Consider the following 13036-nt stretch of genomic DNA (forward strand, 5'->3'; position numbering starts at 1 on the left):
CTGTTGAGCACTGCTCAACCGACGTTGTAGCTTGTTGACCGTTGCTCAGCAAGCCGGAGGCAAGGAGCCGACCCAGGTGACCAGCACGATCGACGCGCAGCCCACCGTCTCCCCTCGCCCGGGCGCGACCCCGGCCCGCGAGGTGCGGGTGGCGATCATCGGGACCGGGTTCGCCGGCCTGGCCATGGCCATCAAGCTGCGGGAACGGGGCGAGACCGACGTCGTGCTCCTCGAGCGGGCCGACGACGTCGGCGGCACCTGGCGGGACAACACGTACCCGGGTGCGGCGTGCGACGTGCAGTCGCACCTGTACTCGTTCTCGTTCGCCCCGAACCCGGACTGGCCGCGCTCCTACTCCGAGCAGCCGGAGATCCAGGCCTACCTGCAGGCCACCGCGGACCGGTACGGGGTGCGCGCGCAGTGCGTCTTCGGGGCCGAGGTGACCGCGGCCCGCTGGGACGACGCCGCCCGCCGCTGGCTGGTCACGACGACGGCCGGCGAGTTCCGCGCCCAGGTGCTCGTCTCCGCCGCCGGCGCCCTCGCCGACCCCACCTACCCCGACATCCCGGGGCTGGAGACCTTCGAGGGCACCGTCATGCACTCGGCGCGCTGGGACTCCGCGCACGACGTCAGCGGCGAGAAGGTCGCGGTGATCGGCACGGGCGCCTCGGCGATCCAGATCGTGCCGGCGATCCAGCCGCAGGTGGAGAGCATCGCGGTCTACCAGCGCACCCCCGCCTGGGTGGTCCCCCGCACCGACCACGAGGTGAAGCCGTGGGCCCGCCGGCTGTACCGGCTGGTCCCCGGCCTGCAGCGCGCCGTCCGGGGGATGCTGTACGTGCTCCGCGAGTTCCTGGTGCTCGGCATGGCCAAGCGCCGGGTCTTCCTCCGGCCCGTGGGCAGGCTCGCCACGGCACACCTGGAGCGGCAGGTCCGCGACCCGAAGCTGCGGGCGGCGCTGACGCCGGACTACACCGTCGGGTGCAAGCGCATCCTGATCAGCAACGACTACTTCCCCGCCGTCACCGCGCCCAACGCCGAGCTCGTGACCGCGGGGATCGCCGAGATCCGCCCGCGGTCCGTCGTCACCGGGGACGGCGTCGAGCGCCCCACCGACACGATCGTGCTGGCCACCGGCTTCCACGTGACCGACCTGCCGATCGCCGAACGCATCGCCGGCCGGGACGGGCGCACGCTCGCCGAGGTGTGGGCCGGCGGCATGGTGAGCAACCGCAGCACCACCGTGGCCGGTTTCCCGAACCTGTTCCTGCTGGTCGGGCCGAACGTCGGCGTCGGCCACACGTCGATGGTCTACATGATCGAGTCGCAGGTCGCCTACGTCGACGACGCGCTGCGCACGATGGAGACCGAGGGCCTGGCCGTCCTCGAGACGACACCGCAGGCCCAGGAGGCCTACCGAGACCTGATCGCCCGGAAGTCGAAGGGCACCGTGTGGCTCGGCGGCGGCTGCGCGAGCTGGTACCTCGACCGGCACGGTCACAACACCACGCTCTGGCCGGACTTCACCTTCCGGTTCCGCAAGCTCACCCGGGCGCTGGACCGGGAGAACTACGTCGGCGTCCCGGCCGGGACGCCCGTCCGCACGGAGGAGGCCGCGTGACCGGCACGACCACCCGGACCGTCCGCAGGCGCACCGCCGCGGTGCCCACCCCCGACGGCGCCGCGCTGCACGCCACCGTCGAGGGCGCGGACGACGCGCCGGTGACTGTCGTCCTCGCCCACGGCTGGACGCTGTCGCAGGCGGCGTGGGACGACGTCGCGGGGCTGCTGGCCGGCCACGTGGCCGACGGCGCGCTGCGCCTGGTGCGCTACGACCAGCGCGGGCACGGCCGCTCGACGTGGCCGCCGCCCACGCGCCCGGCGACCCCCCTCTCCATCGACCAGCTCGGCGCCGACCTGGCCGAGGTGCTCGACCGCCTGGCCCCCACCGGGCCGGTGGTGCTGGGCGGGCACTCCATGGGCGGCATGACCGTCATGTGCCTGGCCGCCGCCCGTCCCGAGCTGTTCGGCGACCGGGTGCGCGGCGTCGCGCTGGTGTCGACCTCCGCCGGCGACCTGGCCGCCGACCCCCGGTCGGCGGGCGGGCGCATGGCCACGATCCGCCCCGGCGTCCTCCGCGCGGCCCTGGCCGGCGCCGGCGTGCTCGAACGGCTCCGCGGCCTGGTGCCGCCGACCCACCCGCGGCACCGGAAGGTGGTCCGCGACCTGCTCTACGGCGCCGACGCCACCGACGAGATGGTGCTGGCGGGCGCGCAGATCATGCACGCGTCCAGCCTGCGGTCGTTCATCGAGTTCCTGCCGGCCCTCGGCGACCACGACAAGCACACCGAGCTCGCCGCGCTCGCGCGCGTGCCGGTGGAGGTCTTCGTCGGCGACAGCGACAAGCTCACCCCGGAGCGGCACAGCGCCCGGCTCGCCGAGGCGCTGCCCGGAGCCCGCCTGCACGTGGTGGAGCGGACCGGCCACATGCTCACCCAGGAGCGCCCCCGGCTCGTCGTCGACGGGCTGCTCCGGCTGGTGGCCGCGGCCACCGGCGAGCGGGCGGTGGCGTGACCCGGAGGATGCGGTCATGACGACCTCCCCCACCGGAGCGGGCCGGGGCCGGCGATCGGCGGGCGACCGGCGGGCGCAGCTGGTGCAGATCGGGCTGGAGCTGCTGCCCACCACACCGGTGCAGGAGCTGACCATCGATGAGGTGGCCCGCCGGGCCGGCATCAGCCGCAGCCTGCTGTTCCACTACTTCCCGAGCAAGCGCGACTACTACGCCGCGGTCACCCGGGCGGCGGCGGAGCTGCTGTGGACCCACCTGCTGCCCCGGCCGGGCGCGCCTGCCGGGGGGAGTGACGGCGTCGACACCGTCGACGGGATGCTCGACCGCTACGTCGGCTGGGTGGAGACCTTCCGGGAGACCCACCTGGCCTTCGTGCGTGGCGCCGCGGGGGGCGATCCGTGGGTGGCCGAGGTGTACGAGGAGACCCGCCGCCGGCTCGTCGAGGTGGGGCTGCGGACCCTCGGGCTCCCCGACGACGCGCGCCGCCGGCAGCTGGTGCTCGCGTTCTTCTCGTTCACCGAGGACCTCGTCGCCCAGTGGGTCCTGGAGCCGACGATGCCCCGGGCGGAGCTGCTCACGCTGCTGCGCGACGTGCTCGACCGACTGCTGCCCCGCTAGCTAGCCGGCGAGGGTCGTGGGGGCGCGGTCGGCGGCCTCGGTGACCGGCGGCTGGAGGGTGGCGACGACGTCGTTGGCGCTGGCGCCCGTCGCGTCCATCGACTTCTTCACCGTGGCGCCGTAGACGTCGACGTACTCCTGACCCGACAGGGTCATGATCTCGTACATGATCTCGTCGGTGATCGAGCGCTCGACGAACCGGTCCCCGGCCAGCCCCTCGTAGCGGCTGAAGTCCAGCGGCTCCCCGAAGACGACCTTCACCCGCATCAGCTCCTTGCCGAAGGGCAGCTTCCGGGAGCTGTAGCACATGGCCACCGGGATCACCGGCACACCGGTCTCCAGCGCCATGCGGGCGACCCCGATCTTGCCGCGGTAGAGCCGGCCGTCGGGCGAGCGCGTCCCCTCCGGGTAGATGCCGAGCAGCTTGCCCTCGCGGAGGATGCGCAGGCCGGTCTGGATGGCGTTCTCGGCCGCCGACGCGCTGGACCGGTCGATCGGCACCTGGCCGGCGCCGGAGAAGAAGGCACGCTGCAGGAAGCCCTTGACCCCCTTGCCGGTGAAGTACTCGGCCTTCGCCAGGAAGGTCACCCGCCGCTTCAGCTGCAGCGGCATGAAGATCCAGTCGGCCGCGGAGAGGTGGTTGCTCGCCAGGATCGCCGCGCCCGTCGCCGGCACGTGCTCGACGCCCTCTGCCTTCGGGCGGCAGACCACCGTCACCGCCGGACCGATCGCGACGAACTTGAGGAACCAGTAGAACAACACGCCTCCCTCGGGGACTGCCAGACTAGGGAGCCTGGGGCCCCGATCACAATCCGGGACCCATCGTGAGGTAGCCGACACCGGCGCGACGCCGGATGCCGAGGAGGAGCGCCGTGCCCGGACCGACCCCCGTTCCCGCGGTCATGCCCGGCGCCGAGCCGTTCCGGTTCCCCGGCGGCGACGGCCCCGACGGGCGCACCGGCGTGCTCCTGGTCCACGGGTTCACCGGGACGCCGATGAGCATGCGGCCCTGGGGCGAGCACCTCGCCGCCGAGGGCTTCGCCGTCCGGTGCCCGCTGCTGCCCGGCCACGGCACCCGCTGGGAGGACTGCAACGCCAGCACCTCCGACCAGTGGACGGCGACGGTGGAGCACGCGTTCGACGAGCTCGCCACCACCTGCGACCGGGTGTTCGTCGCCGGGCTCTCGATGGGCGGGACGCTGGCCACCCGCCTGGCCGAGGTGCGCCCCGACGGCGTCGCCGGACTGCTGCTGGTCAACCCGGCCCTGATGACCCAGCGGCTGGACGCCAAGCTGCTCCCGCTGCTGGCCCGGCTGACGCCCAGCTGGGCGCCGATCGCCAGCGACATCAAGAAGCCCGGCGTCACCGAGCTCGCCTATCCGAAGCTGCCGACGCGGGCGATGCTGCAGCTGCGCGGCCTCTGGGCCGCCACCCGCGCCGACCTGGGGCTGGTCACGGCACCGGTCATCGTCTTCCGCAGCACCGAGGACCACGTCGTGGAACCGGTGAACAGCACCCTGCTGCTGGCCGGTGTGGCCAGCCCGGACACCACCGAGGTCGTGCTGGAGGACAGCTACCACGTGGCCACCCTGGACAACGACGCCCCGCTGATCTTCCGCCGCTCCGCCGAGTGGATCCGCGCGCGCGTGCCGGCGGACGAGACCGACGCCTCGTCGGGCGGGCGTCGGTGACCGAGCGGCGCGGCCGGGGCCGCCGCGACAACGGCCTCGACGCCGCGCTCTGGAGCCCGGTGCGCGACGTCGACCCACGGGTGGGCGAGCACCTCCTCGACGTGCTCGAGGCCGCCGGCATCGCCGCCTACCTGGAGCCGGCCGCCGACGTCGGCCCCTACACCCGGTCGGTCGTCCTCCCCAGCCCGCCGTCGGACCGGCTGTTCGTCGACCGGTCGCGCCAGGCCGAGGCGCGGGGACTGGTCGAGCAGCACGCCGACGAGCACCCCGTCGAGCCGCGCGTGCCCCGCCGGCCGGCCGGGCGCGACCTCGACGAGGACGCCGAGTGGCGCCGCATCGTCGCCGCCTTCGAGGCCGAGCACGGCCCCACGGCCGTCGACCGGTCGCCGTCGGACGCGCCCCCGCCGGCACCGCACGAGGTGCCGGTGCTCGACCGGCCGGAAGAGCACTACGAACCGCCGGCGCCGCCGCCGCTGCCGGTCCCCGCGCCCGCGGTCCTCTACGCGGTGCTGCTGGTCGCCGCCGGCATCCTGCTCATCGGCGTCCCCTCGATCATCGGCCTCTCGGCCGATGCCGGCCTCGTCCTGGGCGTGGGCGTGGTGGCCGGTGGGGTGGCGTTGCTCGTCTCCCGCATGCGCGACCGCTCCGACGACGGCGACGACGGGGCGGTGGTCTGACCGTCAACAGATCGTTGACAGTCGGGGCGCCGTGCGGCACGGTCGTCCCTCGTGGACGACGCACAGCCCGACCTCCCCGCCGCCGAGCGCGAGCACCGCGCGCGGGAGCGACTGCTCGACGCCGGGGCGGCCGAGCTGCCCCGGCCGCCCTGGCTGCGCGGCAGCCAGCCGCCGCACGAGGTGGACCTGGTCCGGCACCTGCTGTGGCGGAGCGCGAACGGCCCCGTCCCCGCCGAGGACGTGCTCGCCGGGCTCGCCCTCCTGCCCGCCGTCCGCGCCGGGGTCGACCAGCTCGAGACCGCCCTCGTGTTCGCGGCCCGGGCCGAAGGCCTCAGCTGGGCGCAGATCGCCGGCGCTTCGGGCCTGTCGTCGCGGCAGGCCGCCCAGCAGCGCTTCGACCGGGTGAGCGGCCGACTCGGGGACGACGGCTCGTGAGCCACGCGTCGTCCTGCGAGCTGCTCGCGCTGCACGGCGTCCGCATCCTGGGCTGGGCGAGCGAGGCCCAGGTGGCCGGGCGCTGGCGGCTCGACCCGGTGGAAGTGCGCGAGCACCTGCTCGACGCCGAGGCACGCGGCTGGGTCCGCCACACGGCCTTCGCCGGCCGGAGCGGCTGGTCGATGACCGACGCCGGTCGGCAGGGGAACGAGCGGCAGCTGGCCGAGGAGCTCGACGCCGTCGGTGCGCGCCGGACCGCCCTCGCGGCACACGCCGCCTTCCTGCCGCTGAACCGCCGGTTCGGCACCGCCTGCACCAGGTGGCAGGTCCGGCCGCAGCCGTGGGACCCGATGGCCGCCAACGACCACGGCGACTGGCCCTGGGACGAGGCGGTCCTGCGCACGCTGACGGCCCTGGGCACCGCGCTCGAACACAACACCTGCGCACCGCTGGTCGCGGTCCTCTCCCGCTTCGACGGCCACGTCGCGCGCTACCGCGCCGCACTCTCCCGGGTCGACCGCGGGGAGCGCGCCTGGGTCGACGCACCCGACCGGGCCTCGTGCCACCTGGTCTGGATCCAGCTCCACGAGGACCTGCTCGCCACCCTGGGCATCGAGCGCGGCTCCGATGGCTGAGCCGAACGGCGGCGGGCGCCACTAGCGTGCGGGGGGTGACATCGCACGCGGTCGCAGTGACCGTCGCCGGCCACCTCATGGACACCGGTGTCCTCGCCCGCATCCTCGACGACGTCCTCGAGTACGGGGGCGACTACCGGATCGAGAGCCTGGACCTCGGCCGGCAGCACGAGGACGAGTCCCGGGCGCTGATCGTCATCAGCGCGGACGAGCCCGAGCGGCTCGAGCGGATCCTCATGCGGGTCCAGGTCCACGGCGCCAACGCCGTCGACCCGGGGACGGCGACGACCCGGCCCGCTCCCGCGGACGGCGTCTTCCCCGACGACTTCTACTCCACGACCAACCTGGAGACCCTGGTCCGGCTGGACGGGGAGTGGCTGCGGGTGCGCAACCCGGAGATGGACTGCGGCCTGGTGGTGTCCACCGAGGAGGCCGGCACGGTGGTGCGCACGGTGCCGGTGAGCGACGTGCGTGCGGGAGACGCCGTCGTCTGCGGGGCACAGGGGGTGCGGGTCGAGCTGCCCGCGCAGGCCCCGCGCGGCGCGGAGGACGACTTCGGCTTCATGTCCTCGGCGGTGTCCAGCGAGAAGCCCCAGGCGCTGCTGGTCCGGCAGATCGCCGAGCGGATGCGCGACGTCAAGGCCGCCGGGAAGCGGGTGCTGTGGGTCGGCGGCCCGGCGGTCGTGCACACCGGCGCCTCCCCGGCCATGGTGCGGCTGGTCCGGGCCGGGTACGTCGACGTCCTCTTCGCCGGGAACGCCCTGGCGACCCACGACATCGAGGCGGCGCTGTTCGGCACCTCGCTGGGGGTCGACCTCGCGAAGGGCTCGGGGGTGCCGCACGGCCACGAGCACCACATCCGGGCCATCAACACCATCCGGGCAGCCGGCTCCATCCGGGCCGCGGTCGGCTCCGGCGTCCTCACCGGTGGTGTGATGCACGCGATGGTGGAGGCCGGGAAGCCGTTCGTCCTGGTCGGCTCGGTGCGCGACGACGGGCCGCTGCCGGACGTGCACACCGACGTGATCGAGGGTCAGCGGGCGATGCGGGCCCAGCTCCACGACGTCGGCTTCGCGATCATGGTCGCCACGATGCTGCACTCCATCGCGACCGGGAACATCCTGCCGGCGTCGATCCCGCTGGTCTGCGTCGACATCAACCCGGCCACGGTCACCAAGCTGGCCGACCGGGGCAGCGCGCAGGCGATGGGCATCGTCACCGACATCGGCCTGTTCCTGGAGCAGCTGGCCCGTGAGCTCGCACCGGAGTGACCACCCATCAGCAGCGCCTGGGGCTCTTCCTCGGCCGTTGCCGGGCCGTGCTCCACGACGGCGCTGACGAGATCCACGTCCACAGCTGGCTGTGGAGCCGCGAGATCCGCTCGGTCTGGCGCAACCCGGTCGGCGACCGCCGCGCCGTCCGCGAGGTCCCCCGCGAGGAATGGCCCCCGGTCACCTGGTGACCCGCCCGTGGCGAGGACCCGGGTACGTGCGGCCGCCCGGCGGCGAGGGCCGGCGGACCTACGCCTGGCCCTCGGCCACGGCCCGGCGCACCAGGTCGGCGGCGCCCACGATGCCGGCCTGCGGCCCCAGTTCGGCGACGACGACCCGGGGGCCGGGGCGGAAGCCACGCCCCGGCAGGGCGCGCTCCAGCCGCTCCCGGGCGGGCCCCAGCACCATCTCGCCGAGCACGCTGACCCCGCCGCCGATCACCACGACCTCGGGGTCGAGCACCGCCGCCAGGTCGGCGATCCCCTGGCCCAGCCAGTAGCCCACCTCGGTGACCAGTTCCAGCGCCAGCGGATCGCCGTCGTAGGCGGCGCGGGCCACGTGCTCGCCGGTCAGCCGGTCGGGCTCGCAGTCCACCCGCTCCAGCAGCAGCGCGGCGGCCGCGGGTGAGGTGCGGGCCACCTCCCGCGCGGTCTGGCCCAGGGCCGTCCCGCTGGCGTACTGCTCCCAGCAGCCCCGGTTGCCGCACGCGCACAGCCGTCCGTCGGGGACCACGCGCATGTGCCCCCACTCCCCCGCGACCCCGTGCGAGCCCCGGCGCAGCCGCCCGTCGAGCACGATGCCGCCCCCGATGCCGGTGCCGAGGGTGATCATCAGCGCCAGGTCGGAGCCACGGGCGGCGCCGTAGCGGTACTCGGCCCACGCCGCGGCGTCGGCGTCGTTGCCGACCCACAGCGGGCGCTGCAGCCGCGCCCCCAGGTCCTTGCGCAGGGTCGAGTTCCGCCAGGCCAGGTGCGGGCTGAACAGCACGGTGTCCCCGGTGCGGTCGAACCAGCCGGCGGCGCCCACGCCGACGCCGACGACCTCGTCCCCGAACCCGCCGACGAGTTCGTCGACGACGGCCGCGATGGCGTCCTCGGTGTCGCTCACCGAGGCGCCCGGCGTCGCCCGCCGGGCGGTGGCCACGATCGTGCCGTCGGGGGCCACCAACCCACCGGCGACCTTGGTGCCGCCGATGTCGATGCCGAGCGCCGGGCGGGCGGTCACATCGGGCACGGTCACGCGATGTCGATCCGCTGGACGGCCGGCTGGTCGGTGGGCTGCTCGGTGGGCTGCTGCTCCCCGGCCGCGGGGGTGGCGCTGCCGGCGTCCTGGTTCTCCGCGAACGTCCGGAGCGCGGCCGCGGTGGTGGCGAGGACGTCGGCCAGCGCGGCGGTCACCTCGGGGCGCTCACCGCGCACGACGGCGGCCGCCTGGCAGACCGGGCACCAGCGGCAGTCCCCGCCGTGCCCGTCGCCGGAGAGCTCGGGGGGCCGCTCGGCGCTGGCCCGGACGACGTCGAACAGGCGACGGGCCTGGTCGAGCCAGTCGGCACCGGTGGTCATCTGATCCTCCCCTCGGCCGCCAGGAGGTCGGCCGGCCACTGCTGCGGATCCGGGCGGAAACTGACCTCGAGGCGGGCGTCGGCGGTGCCGGGGGCGAGCAGCCGTCCCCCTGTCACCTCGCACCGGCGCAGCAACGAGTCCAGGCGCAGCGAACGACGATCCTCCCCCACGGACACCACGAGGTCATCGCCCCACCGGGTCAGCCCGACGGCGGCGCGGTCGGCGAAGGGCAGCGGGACGACCAGCTGCCACCCGGTCCCGCCCCGGTGCGGGACCGGTCTCGCCGGCCCGCCGGACGCCGGGAGGTCCAGCCCGTCCAGGAGCGCCCGGGCACCGGCCACGTCCGCCGGCGCCGCGGGGAGCTCGGCCACCTCGTGCACCGGCGCCACCTCGGCCAGCCCGCTGCGCGCGGCGTCCTGCTCCGCGGCACGGGCGCTCCACCACTCCCCCGCGCCCCCGCCCGGGAGCACGCGGGCGAGCACGGCCGCGACCCCGAACCCGTGCAGACCCAGCACGGTCGCCGCGTTCCGCACCACGGGGACGGCGGGCCGGCGCGCCCCGGTGGTCAGCCAGACCGCCGTCCCGGTCGGATCGGCCAGCCGGTCCTGCGCGAGCAGTCCCTCCAGCCCGGGCAGCGCGGCGAGCAGCGCGTCCACCGGCCCTTGACGGGCCGCCCCCGCCGTCACCGACGCCGTCCGCACGGCGGCCAGCGCCCGGGCCGTCGGCGGCAGCGCCTGGTCCAGCCACCAACGCAGGGCGCCGGGCAGGGCCACCAGCGCGAGCCCGTCCCGCAGCGGGCCGGCGTCGATCACCACCAGGTCGGCATCGGCAGAGCCGACCGCGCCCATCAGTGCGAGCTCCTCGGCGCCCGGCAGCGGCACCACCGAGCTGGCCGGCGGCAGCTCCAGGTGCGGCAGCAGCGCACCCAGCGCACCGGCGTGGGCTCCCCACAGGTCCTCGACCGCCCGGCGCCCGTGCACGCACAGCGTGCGCAGCCCCGGGACCTCGTCGAGCCCGGGCACGGGGGGCGGCTGCCGGGAGACCAGCAGCGTGCGCCGGCCCTCCTGGGCGGCGCGGACGGCCGCGGCGGCCGCCACCGTCGAGGAGCCCGCCCCGCCGGAGCCGGTCACCAGCAGGGTGCGCACGGCGACTCAGCCCTCGACGCGCTTCTTGAGCTCCTTGAGCGCGGTGTCGAGGATGACCTTCTCGGCCTTGCGCTTGATCATGCCGAGCATCGGGATGGAGAGGTCGATGGTGATCGAGTAGGTGACCTCGGTGCGCCCGCCGGTCTCGACGAGGGTGTAGGAGCCCTCCTGCCGCTTCTGCATCTGACCCTCGACCAGGGTCCACGAGACGCGGCGGTCGTCGTCCCAGGTGTAGTCGAGGACGTAGTCGTCCTTCACGGCCCCGGCGTCCAGCACGAAGTGCACGCGGCGGGCCCGCCCGTCCGGCCCGGTCTCGAGCACCTCGACCTTCTTGGCGGCGGCGACCCACTGCGGGTACGAGGGGAAGTCGGCGATCACCGCCATGACCTCGGCCGCAGGCGCCTCGACGACGATCGACTGGGTGGACTGGTCGGCCATGGGCAGCAGGCTAGCCGCTCCCCGCCGTGCCCGGCTCGCGTGCACCACGGCACTCGGCTACTCCCCGGTAGCACCAGCCGCTAGATTGTCCCGGACGTCCCCGTACCGGGGCCGCGGGCGACGGTGCCTCCGGACGGTCGGGGAGGAAAGGACCGGGCGTGCGCGAGTTCAGCGTTCCAGCAACCCACGAGGTGGGCCCCGACGAGGCCCTCACCGACATGCTCGCGACCAACGTCGCCGAGCACGGGGCCGAGGTCGGCCTCCGGCGCCGGGTGGACGGCCGCTGGACCGACGTGACCTGGCAGGAGTTCGGCGAAGAGGTCCGCGGCGTCGCCAAGGGCCTGATCGCCGCGGGGGTGGCCGCCGGTGACCGCGTCGCCCTGCAGGCCAAGACGCGCTACGAGTGGACCGTCTTCGACTACGCCATCTGGACCGCCGGCGCCGTCGTCGTCCCCGTCTACGAGACCTCCAGCGCCGACCAGGTCGCGTGGATCCTGTCCGACTCCGGGGCCACGGTCGCCGTCGTCGAGCGCGACGAGCACGCCGCCGCCATCGAGTCGATCCGGGACCAGGCACCCGAGCTGAAGGCCGTCTTCGTGATCGAGGACGGCGCCGTCGAGCAGCTGACCGCGACCGGCGGGGAGGTGCCCGACAGCGAGCTCGACACCCGCCGCGCCACGCTCCACGCCGACAGCCCGGCCACGCTGATCTACACCAGCGGCACCACCGGCCGCCCCAAGGGCTGCGAGCTGACGCACGCCAACTTCCTGTTCGAGATCGGCAACGGCATCACGCTGCTGAACCGGTTCATGAACGTGCAGGGCTCGCTCCTGCTGTTCATCCCCCTGGCCCACGTGCTCGCCCGCGTCCTGCAGGTCGGCGCGGTCAAGAACCGCACCATCATCGGCCACACGCCCGACGTGAAGAACCTCGTCGAGGACCTCGGCGAGTTCAAGCCGACGTTCGTGCTCGCCGTCCCCCGGGTCTTCGAGAAGGTCTACAACTCGGCCAAGGCCAAGGCCGAGGGCGACGGCAAGGGCAAGATCTTCGACCGGGCCGCACAGGTGGCCATCGACTGGTCCCGCGCCCAGGACACCGGCGGCCCGGGGCTGGGCCTCCGCCTCCAGCACGCGCTGTTCGACAAGCTCGTCTACGGCAAGCTGCGGGCCGCCCTCGGCGGACGCTGCCTGGGCGCCATCTCCGGCGGTGCCCCGCTGGGTGAGCGGCTCGGGCACTTCTTCCGCGGCATCGGCGTCACCGTCTTCGAGGGCTACGGCCTCACCGAGACCACCGCCGCCGCCTCGGTGAACCACGACGAGGCCCTGCGCATCGGCACCGTCGGCCAGCCGCTGCCCGGCGTCACGTTCCGGATCGCCGAGGACGGCGAGGTGCTCATCCGGGGCGGCATCGTCATGCGCGGCTACTGGAACAACCCGGAGGCGACGAAGGAGGCCATCGACTCCGAGGGGTTCTTCCGGTCCGGTGACATCGGTGAGCTCGACGCGCACGGCTTCCTCAGGATCACCGGCCGGAAGAAGGAGATCCTGGTGACCGCGGGCGGCAAGAACGTCGCCCCCGCGGTGCTGGAGGACCGGCTGCGCGCCCACCGGCTGGTCAGCCAGTGCATCGTCGTCGGCGACCAGCGCCCCTACATCGCCGCGCTGGTGACCCTCGACGAGGAAGCACTGCCGCAGTGGCTGGAGTCCAAGGGCAAGGACACCTCCCTCACCGCCGCCCAGCTGCGCGAGGACCCCGACGTGCTCGCCGAGCTCGACGCCGCGGTGCAGGAGGCCAACAAGGCGGTCTCCCAGGCCGAGGCGATCAAGAAGTTCACGGTGCTGGGCACCGACTTCACCGAGGACAACGGGATGCTGACGCCCAGCCTGAAGCTGAAGCGGAACGTGGTCATGAAGGAGTTCGGCTCCGACGTCGAGGCCCTGTACTCCCGCTGAGCCCCTGCCCACCGAGGCCCGCCGCGCTCCCCGCGCGGCG

The 13036-nt window shown here is 74.4% G+C and carries 15 protein-coding genes; 10 read left to right on the forward strand and 5 right to left on the reverse strand.

Annotated elements, in window-relative coordinates:
• The first annotated feature begins 76 nt into the window (after positions 1 to 76).
• Genes ACI79S_RS14325 through ACI79S_RS14335 form a run of 3 tightly spaced genes read left to right on the forward strand, consistent with a single transcriptional unit; the run spans position 77 to position 3190 of the window.
• Positions 77 to 1621, forward strand: coding sequence for a flavin-containing monooxygenase (locus tag ACI79S_RS14325; protein ID WP_456594112.1), 1545 nt, complete (start codon positions 77 to 79; stop codon positions 1619 to 1621).
• Positions 1618 to 2574 (forward strand): alpha/beta fold hydrolase, encoded by a 957-nt coding sequence (locus ACI79S_RS14330; protein ID WP_456594113.1) that lies wholly within the window; start codon positions 1618 to 1620, stop codon positions 2572 to 2574. The genes ACI79S_RS14325 and ACI79S_RS14330 overlap by 4 nt, the downstream gene beginning before the upstream one ends.
• Positions 2575 to 2590: 16 nt before the next feature.
• Positions 2591 to 3190 carry a TetR/AcrR family transcriptional regulator gene (locus ACI79S_RS14335; protein ID WP_456594114.1) on the forward strand — a complete coding sequence of 200 codons (600 nt, stop codon included), beginning with the start codon at positions 2591 to 2593 and terminating at the stop codon, positions 3188 to 3190.
• On the opposite strand, the gene ACI79S_RS14340 is transcribed toward ACI79S_RS14335, so the two are convergent.
• Positions 3191 to 3952, reverse strand: a complete 762-nt coding sequence (locus ACI79S_RS14340) for a lysophospholipid acyltransferase family protein (RefSeq protein WP_456594115.1) — start codon at positions 3950 to 3952, stop codon at positions 3191 to 3193. It lies immediately after the preceding gene.
• Between the two features lie 110 nt (positions 3953 to 4062).
• On the opposite strand from ACI79S_RS14340, the gene ACI79S_RS14345 reads away from it, so the two are divergent.
• The 6 genes from ACI79S_RS14345 to ACI79S_RS14370 are packed head-to-tail and all read left to right on the forward strand — an operon-like array spanning position 4063 to position 8090.
• Positions 4063 to 4881: an alpha/beta hydrolase gene (locus ACI79S_RS14345; RefSeq protein ID WP_456594116.1), complete on the forward strand. Its 819-nt coding sequence runs from the start codon at positions 4063 to 4065 to the stop codon at positions 4879 to 4881.
• The gene (locus ACI79S_RS14350) at positions 4878 to 5558 is read left to right on the forward strand and encodes a hypothetical protein (protein ID WP_456594117.1); all 681 of its coding nucleotides are present in this window, start codon (positions 4878 to 4880) and stop codon (positions 5556 to 5558) included. Before ACI79S_RS14345 ends, ACI79S_RS14350 begins: the two co-directional genes overlap by 4 nt.
• 51 nt (positions 5559 to 5609) lie before the next feature.
• Positions 5610 to 5993: a hypothetical protein gene (locus ACI79S_RS14355; protein WP_456594118.1), complete on the forward strand. Its 384-nt coding sequence runs from the start codon at positions 5610 to 5612 to the stop codon at positions 5991 to 5993.
• Positions 5990 to 6628: a hypothetical protein gene (locus ACI79S_RS14360; RefSeq protein WP_456594119.1), complete on the forward strand. Its 639-nt coding sequence runs from the start codon at positions 5990 to 5992 to the stop codon at positions 6626 to 6628. The genes ACI79S_RS14355 and ACI79S_RS14360 overlap by 4 nt, the downstream gene beginning before the upstream one ends.
• Before the next feature lie 35 nt (positions 6629 to 6663).
• Positions 6664 to 7899 (forward strand): ornithine cyclodeaminase, nickel-pincer nucleotide-dependent, encoded by a 1236-nt coding sequence (locus tag ACI79S_RS14365; protein ID WP_456594120.1) that lies wholly within the window; start codon positions 6664 to 6666, stop codon positions 7897 to 7899.
• Positions 7896 to 8090, forward strand: coding sequence for a hypothetical protein (locus ACI79S_RS14370; protein WP_456594121.1), 195 nt, complete (start codon positions 7896 to 7898; stop codon positions 8088 to 8090). Before ACI79S_RS14365 ends, ACI79S_RS14370 begins: the two co-directional genes overlap by 4 nt.
• A 58-nt stretch (positions 8091 to 8148) precedes the next feature.
• On the opposite strand, the gene ACI79S_RS14375 is transcribed toward ACI79S_RS14370, so the two are convergent.
• The 4 genes from ACI79S_RS14375 to ACI79S_RS14390 are packed head-to-tail and all read right to left on the reverse strand — an operon-like array spanning position 8149 to position 11044.
• Positions 8149 to 9138, reverse strand: coding sequence for an ROK family glucokinase (locus ACI79S_RS14375; protein WP_456594122.1), 990 nt, complete (start codon positions 9136 to 9138; stop codon positions 8149 to 8151).
• Positions 9135 to 9461 carry a hypothetical protein gene (locus ACI79S_RS14380; RefSeq protein ID WP_456594123.1) on the reverse strand — a complete coding sequence of 109 codons (327 nt, stop codon included), beginning with the start codon at positions 9459 to 9461 and terminating at the stop codon, positions 9135 to 9137. The genes ACI79S_RS14375 and ACI79S_RS14380 overlap by 4 nt, the downstream gene beginning before the upstream one ends.
• Complete coding sequence (locus tag ACI79S_RS14385) at positions 9458 to 10606, reverse strand: ArsA family ATPase (RefSeq protein WP_456594124.1); 1149 nt, start codon at positions 10604 to 10606, stop codon at positions 9458 to 9460. The genes ACI79S_RS14380 and ACI79S_RS14385 overlap by 4 nt, the downstream gene beginning before the upstream one ends.
• Positions 10607 to 10612: 6 nt before the next feature.
• Positions 10613 to 11044, reverse strand: a complete 432-nt coding sequence (locus tag ACI79S_RS14390) for an SRPBCC family protein (protein WP_456594125.1) — start codon at positions 11042 to 11044, stop codon at positions 10613 to 10615.
• A gap of 158 nt (positions 11045 to 11202) precedes the next feature.
• Here ACI79S_RS14390 and ACI79S_RS14395 point away from each other — a divergent pair, with 158 nt between their 5' ends.
• On the forward strand, positions 11203 to 12996 hold the full coding sequence (locus ACI79S_RS14395) for an AMP-dependent synthetase/ligase (RefSeq protein ID WP_456594126.1): 1794 nt from the start codon (positions 11203 to 11205) through the stop codon (positions 12994 to 12996).
• Positions 12997 to 13036 lie beyond the last annotated feature (40 nt).

It is taken from the genome of Blastococcus sp. SYSU DS1024 (genome assembly GCF_054050795.1).